General features: G+C 59.3%; 4 protein-coding genes. 1 reads left to right on the plus strand and 3 read right to left on the minus strand.

Annotated features, from left to right (window positions below; genetic code table 11):
* Positions 1–235: 235 nt before the first annotated feature.
* The 3 genes from E1297_RS19140 to acnA form a co-directional block, all read right to left on the minus strand.
* A complete protein-coding gene (locus tag E1297_RS19140) occupies positions 236–676 on the minus strand; it encodes a type II toxin-antitoxin system HicB family antitoxin (protein ID WP_155141176.1) in 441 nt (146 codons plus the stop codon).
* Positions 677–693: 17 nt separating this feature from the next.
* Positions 694–888, minus strand: coding sequence for a hypothetical protein (locus E1297_RS19145; protein ID WP_155141178.1), 195 nt, complete (start codon positions 886–888; stop codon positions 694–696).
* Positions 889–1,109: 221 nt separating this feature from the next.
* Positions 1,110–3,812, minus strand: coding sequence for an aconitate hydratase AcnA (gene acnA, locus E1297_RS19150; protein WP_368669616.1), 2,703 nt, complete (start codon positions 3,810–3,812; stop codon positions 1,110–1,112).
* 588 nt (positions 3,813–4,400) lie between these two features.
* On the opposite strand from acnA, the gene E1297_RS19155 reads away from it, so the two are divergent.
* Positions 4,401–7,193, plus strand: coding sequence for a bifunctional aconitate hydratase 2/2-methylisocitrate dehydratase (locus E1297_RS19155; RefSeq protein WP_155141181.1), 2,793 nt, complete (start codon positions 4,401–4,403; stop codon positions 7,191–7,193).
* The last annotated feature ends 282 nt before the right edge of the window (positions 7,194–7,475 follow it).

The following is a 7,475-nucleotide window of genomic DNA, read 5'->3' on the forward strand; positions in this document are numbered from 1 at the left end:
ACAGCACAACCGGTGCATCGGGGTCTGCTCAGGTACAGCTGTCTGCCGCGAGCCAGCCGCCGGACCTCGTCAGGCTGCCTTACCGCCCGGCATCAGCCCAGGCCCACCTGCTCCCTGCTGAGGAACTCTCCCCACCAGACCCATGTGAGCAGGTACGGAAAGGGCGAAAGGCAGTGTTAGATTTCATTTTTTGATTGCGTTATGACATCCATACACTCACTAGCAGATCGAATCCTCACGCAGCGTCTTCGATCTGGATGACAAGCCGCTTGCCCAAGGCCTTCAGGGTTTCCTCAAGGGCCGAAAGTTTCGTCTTGTGATTAGGGTCCAGACGCCGCCTGATTTCCTTGTGGTCGATGCCCAATCTTCTCGCCAAAGAGCTTTGGGACAGGTCCGGATCTGTTTTTCGGGCTTTCTCGAAAGCCTCGATCAGCGCAATTTTGGCCGCAAACTGGGCAGGTACAGTCACCGGGACACCGGACATGTCTTGCACCAGTGGCAGGGTTTCACCATCATCAAGGCGACCAAGCAAAGCAACTGCCAACGCGTCTGCCGCCATCTCCAATGCTTCCGCCCGCGTTCCACCGCCGGTAATCGCCTCCGGCAAATCCCGAAAGGTCACAACAAACCCGCCATCCGGGTCAGCGGTAAGCTCAGCGTAAAACGTAGCGCCCATGAACATTTCCTTCGCGGTCAATCGAGACCGAGTTGCCGGCGAATAATCTTCGCCATCAATGGCGATATCCTTTCCGGCACTGTCGTCGTCCTGTCACCGGCTGTCACACGGTAGTGATTGCCTTTGCCCTTTTTCGTATCGACGACGATGTCGAGACCGAGAGCCGCAGCCTGCTTGCGAATATCGCGAATAAACTGGGTTCGAGTAGGCATCAGCCCCCCCTTGAACGAAACAACAAAATGCTCGTTCCGAGGGCGGGTCTCCATACCCTTCCCAAAACCGGAAGCCGGGCCTCTATGCCCATTAAGCTAAAATGAATTTAGGACAAAAATGACCCAAATGTCAATTAAAAATAAAATTTTTGAATACTACTCTACGCCATCAAGCCATCAAATTCCGAGCGGCCCATGGGCCGCTCGGCATCCCAAAAACCTCACCCCGCCACAAGATTCCTGAGCACATACTGGAGGATGCCGCCAGCGCGGACATATTCCAGCTCGTCCTCGGTATCGACCCGGCACAGGCATTCGATGGTTTTGGTCGTGCCGTCCTCATAGGTCACCTCCACATCCATCATCTGGCGCGGGGTGATGTCGGCGATGCCCTTGATGGTGACGCGTTCCTTGCCGGTGATGTTGTGGCTTTGCCAGCTCTCGCCATCCTTGAAGGTGAGCGGGATGACGCCCATGCCGACCAGGTTGGAGCGGTGAATGCGCTCGAACGACTGGGCGATCACGGCGCGCACACCAAGCAGCTTGGTGCCCTTGGCGGCCCAGTCGCGCGAGGAACCGGTGCCGTATTCCTTGCCCGCAAAGATCACCAGCGGAATGCCGGCTTCGCTGTATTCCATGCAGGCGTCGTAGATCCACTCCTGCTTGCCGTCCTTCATGGTCACGCCGCCCTCGACGCCTGGAACCATCTGATTCTTGATGCGTATGTTGGCAAACGTGCCGCGCATCATGACCTCGTGGTTGCCCCGGCGCGAACCGTAGGAATTGAAATCCTTGCGCGCGACCTGATGCCCGGACAGGTATTTCCCGGCCGGGCTGTTTTCCTTGATCGCGCCCGCCGGTGAAATGTGGTCGGTGGTGATTGAATCGAGGAACAGGCCCATCACCGCCGCATTGTCGATGTCCTCAAGCGGTTTCGGCTCCATGGTCATGCCCTCGAAATAGGGCGGGTTCTGCACATAGGTGGAGGCGGACGGCCAGCCATAGGTCATGCCGCCTTCCACCGTGATCGCCTGCCAGTGTTCATCCCCCTTGAAGACGTCGGCATAACGGGTGCGGAACATCTCTTCCGTGATCGAGGAGCGGATCAGCGCGGTGATTTCCTCCGTCGTGGGCCAGAGGTCCTTGAGATAGACCGGGTTGCCGTCACGGTCCTCGCCGAGCGGATCGTTCGCCACGTTGATGTTGAGCGATCCGGCGAGCGCGTAGGCCACCACCAGCGGCGGCGAGGCCAGATAGTTAGCGCGCACATCCGGATTGACCCGGCCCTCGAAATTCCGGTTTCCGGACAGAACCGAACAGACCACCAGATCGTTCTTGTTGATCGTCTCGGAAATCGCCTGGTCGAGCGGTCCGGAGTTGCCGATGCACGTGGTGCAGCCATAGCCGGTCAGGTTGAAGCCGAGCGCGTCGAGATCCTTCTGAACGTCGGCCTTTTCCAGATAGTCGGTGACAACCTGAGAGCCCGGTGCAAGCGACGTCTTGACCCAGGGCTTGACCTTCATGCCCTTTTCCAGCGCCTTGCGGGCAACAAGACCAGCGCCGATCAGCACCGACGGGTTGGAGGTGTTGGTGCAGGACGTGATTGCGGCAATCACCACATCGCCATCGGACAGACCGTGATCGCGGCCCTCGACGGCAAAACGGGTATCGGGCCTGTCGAGCACCTCCAGATCGCCGGCTGGGGCTGTGGCGCTCTTGATTTCCTTGAGCGCATCGGAGAATTTCACATCCGCCACGTCGAGCGGTACCCGGTCCTGCGGCCGCTTCGGTCCGGCAAGCGAGGGCACCACGGTGGAAATGTCGAGATGGAGCGTGTCGGTGAACTCCGGTTCTTCCGCGCCATCGCGGAACATGCCTTGCGCCCTTGCATAGGCCTCCACCAGCGCGATCCGGTCCTTGTCGCGGCCAGTGGCTTCCAGATATTTCAGCGTGTCGGCATCCACGGGGAAGAACCCGCAGGTCGCGCCATATTCGGGTGCCATGTTGGCGATGGTGGCCGCATCCTCAAGGCTGAGATTGTCAAGGCCGGGGCCGTAGAACTCGACGAACTTGCCGACCACGCCCTTGGCGCGCAGCATCTGGACCACGGTGAGGACCAGATCGGTCGCGGTGATGCCCTCGTTGAGCGCGCCGGTCAATCGGAACCCGATCACTTCCGGGATCATCATGGAAATCGGCTGGCCGAGCATGGCAGCCTCCGCCTCGATGCCGCCCACGCCCCAGCCAAGCACCGCAAGGCCGTTGACCATGGTGGTATGGCTGTCGGTGCCGACCAGCGTGTCCGGATAGGCGAGTGTTTCGCCGTTTTCCTCCCTGCTCCAGACGGTCTGGGCAAGATACTCCAGATTGACCTGATGACAGATGCCGGTGCCCGGCGGCACGGCGCGGAAATTGTCGAACGCCGACTGGCCCCAGCGCAGGAAGGCGTAACGCTCGCCGTTGCGTTCGTATTCCAGCTCGACGTTTTTCTTGAAGGCGTCTCCCGTGCCGAAATAATCGACCATCACCGAGTGGTCGATGACGAGATCGACCGGCACTTGCGGGTTGATCTTTTGCGGATCCCCTCCGAGCTTCACCGCCGCATCGCGCATGGCTGCCAGATCGACCACAGCCGGAACGCCGGTAAAATCCTGCATCAGGACGCGGGCCGGGCGGTAGGCGATCTCGTGGGTGGATTTCTTCTCCAGAAGCCACTGGGCCATTGCCACGATGTCCCGTTTCCTGACCGTTTGGCCGTCTTCGTGGCGCAACAGGTTTTCAAGCACGACCTTCAGCGAAAACGGCAGCTGGGACACACCTTCAAGGCCGTTTTCCTCTGCTTCGGGAATGGAAAAATAGGTGTAGGTCTTGCCACCGGCTTGAAGCGTTCTCTTGCAGTTGAAGCTGTCGAGGGATTGGGTCACGGCGTACGGTCTCCTTCGCATCTACAGCAGCCAAGCCGCGTCTTGCCGGCCGCCGGTCTACACGTTTCAGAAGGCTTTTGAGGACCAAAAGCCCGGGACACCCCAAGACATCATTGGGGGCCTTGGCAACGACCGCAAACAGGACCTCTCCCCCATTCTTGCCGCTGCAATTCCTGATAGGTCTGATTACAGAATTACGATCAAAATCTCCAGACGGTCTTCATGTAGGGCGGGAGCCCCGATTTTTCATCCGCTGATCCGGCAAAGTCTGCGGAATGAGAGGAACACGCGCGCCATGCCAAAAAACATGAGCGGGCGGACATGCGCTGCCGTTTCGAGTCTTCTTCAAGGAACGCTGTCAATGGCGGAAACCACCGTTGATTATCTCCGGGCCAATTTGTTGCATATGGCGCATCCGCGGCGGATTCCAGCAATCTCACGAGTTCCGCAGCCTTGTTTTCCGCACCGGAAAAGGATTGCATACCGTTGTATACTGAACTATGTAGAGCCCAGCGAGCTTCCCCGGCGAGCCATCGAATGTGCAGTCCGGCGCTGAAGCTCTTCCCATCACAAAACGCCGGAGGTTTCATGAGCCTTTACACTGACTACCTCAAAGAGATTGAAACCCGCAAAGGCCAGGGCCTTCATCCCAAGCCGATCGAAGACGGGGCCCTTGTTGCCGAACTGATCGCCCAGATCAAGGACACCGGACATGAGCACCGGGCCGACTCGCTGAATTTCTTCATCTACAACACCCTGCCCGGCACCACGAGTGCGGCGGGTGAAAAGGCGAAGTTCCTGAAGGAAATCATCCTCGGCGAAGCTGAAGTTGCGGAAATCGCACCGGCTTTCGCGTTCGAGTTGCTGTCGCACATGAAGGGCGGACCGTCCGTCGAAGTCCTGCTTGATCTGGCACTTGGGCAAGACAAGGCGATTGCGACACAGGCCGCAGAGGTCCTGAAGACCCAGGTGTTTCTCTATGAGGCCGATACTGACCGCCTGAAGGCCGCTTTCGAGGCCGGCAACGAAGTCGCCCGGGACATTCTGGAAAGCTACGCGAAGGCCGAGTTCTTCACCAAGCTTCCCGATATCGAGGAAGAGATCAAGGTCGTCACATATGTTGCCGCCGAAGGCGATATCTCCACCGACCTTCTGTCGCCGGGCAATCAGGCCCATTCGCGCTCCGACCGTGAGCTGCACGGCAAATGCATGATCTCCGAGGCGGCGCAGAAGGAAATCGAGGCACTGAAGCTTCAGCATCCGGACAAGCGCGTGATGCTGGTTGCCGAAAAGGGCACCATGGGCGTCGGCTCGTCCCGCATGTCCGGCGTCAACAATGTCGCGCTTTGGACCGGCAAGCAGGCAAGCCCCTATGTGCCTTTCGTCAACATCGCACCGGTTGTGGCCGGAACCAACGGCATTTCGCCGATCTTCCTCACCACTGTTGGCGTGACAGGCGGCATCGGCATCGACCTGAAAAACTGGGTCAAGAAGCTCGGGCCGGACGGCAAGCCGATCCTCAACAATGACGATGCCCCGGTTCTGGAGCAGAAATACTCTGTCGAGACCGGCACCGTCCTGAAGATCAACACCCGGACCAGAAAGCTCGTCAGCGAAGACGGCAGCGAGGAACTCGCTGATGTTTCCTCCGCCTTCACGCCGCAAAAGGTCGAGTTCATGAAGGCGGGCGGTTCCTACGCCGTTGTCTTCGGCAAGAAGCTGCAGACATTTGCTGCAGAAACCCTTGGTGTCGAGGCGCCGCTGGTCTTTGCGCCGTCCAAGGAAATCTCCCATGAAGGCCAGGGCCTGACAGCGGTCGAGAAGATCTTCAACCGCAACGCGGTCGGCTCCACGCCGGGCAAGACCCTGCATGCCGGTTCCGACGTCCGGGTGAAGGTCAACATCGTCGGCTCGCAGGACACGACCGGCCTGATGACCTCTCAGGAACTGGAAGCCATGGCGGCCACCGTCATCTCGCCGACGGTTGACGGCGCCTACCAGTCCGGCTGCCACACGGCTTCCGTCTGGGATCTGAAGGCACAGGCTAACATTCCGAAACTCATGAAGTTCATGAACAAGTTCGGCCTGATCACCGCCCGCGATCCGAAGGGCGAATATCACGCCATGACGGACGTGATCCACAAGGTGCTGAACGACATCACCGTCGATGACTGGGACATCATCATCGGCGGCGACAGCCACACCCGCATGTCCAAGGGCGTTGCCTTTGGCGCGGACTCCGGCACCGTGGCGCTGGCACTTGCCACCGGTGAGGCAACCATGCCGATCCCCGAAAGCGTCAAGGTGACCTTCAAGGGCACGATGGCCGATCACATGGACTTCCGCGATGTGGTGCATGCCACCCAGGCGCAGATGCTGAAGCAGCATGGCGACAACGTGTTCCAGGGCCGCGTCATCGAAGTGCATATCGGCACCCTGCTTGCCGACCAGGCCTTTACCTTTACCGACTGGACCGCGGAGATGAAGGCAAAGGCCTCGATCTGCATTTCCAACGACGACACGCTGATCGGGTCTCTGGAACTCGCCAAGGCGCGCATCCAGGTGATGATCGACAAGGGCATGGACAATGGCAAGCAGGTGCTTCAGGGCCTGATTGACAAGGCCGACAAGCGCATTGCCGAAATCCGGTCCGGTGATAAGCCTGCCCTGACCCCGGATGCAGATGCCAAATACTTTGCCGAGGTCGTCGTCGATCTCGACGAGATCAACGAGCCGATGATCGCCGACCCGGACGTGAACAACGAGGACGTGTCCCGGCGCTACACCCACGACACCATTCGCCCGGTGTCCTATTATGGTGCCGAAAAGAAGGTTGATCTCGGCTTTGTCGGCTCCTGCATGGTGCACAAGGGCGACATGAAGATCGTGGCCGGCATGCTCAAGAACCTTGAGAAAGCCAAGGGCAAGGTCGAATTCAAGGCCCCGCTTGTGGTCGCAGCGCCGACCTACAACATCATCGACGAGCTGAAGGCAGAAGGCGACTGGGACGTCCTGCAGAAATACTCCGGCTTTGAATTCGATGATGCCGCACCGAAGAGCACCGCGCGGACCGAGTACGAGAACATTCTCTATCTCGAGCGTCCGGGCTGTAACCTTTGCATGGGCAACCAGGAAAAGGCCGCCAAGGGCGACACGGTGCTGGCCACGTCCACACGCCTGTTCAAGGGCCGTGTGGTGGAAGATGCTGCCGGGAAGAAGGGCGAGTCGCTGCTGGCTTCGACCCCGGTCGTGGTCCTGTCGGCGATCCTTGGCCGCACGCCGAGCATCGACGAGTACAAGGACGCGGTCGAAGGCATTGACCTGACCAAGTTCGCCCCGCCGCTGCAAAAGCCGCTGGACACCAAGTCGGTCCATTTCTAGGAAAATCCGCGCTTTGGCGCTGGTTCACAAAACCAATCGCCCCGGCCAAAAGCCGGGGCTTTTTGTATGCCGCCGCAGATGGTTCACGCCGATATGCAAGGGTGGCTTGCCATGGAATCCGGGAGACTTGCGTTCGTCATCCCGGGCAAGCGACAGCGCGCCCCGGGACCGGAGAGGCGGGAAGGAACTGATCCTACAGACTTTCAAAACCTTGAGCGTGACTTCGTATAGCTCCGATTGCGCTGTGCCCCGAGTGTCCTGCTTTAGTAATCACCTGACAGT

The sequence above is a fragment of the Roseibium sp. RKSG952 genome (genome assembly GCF_009711355.1).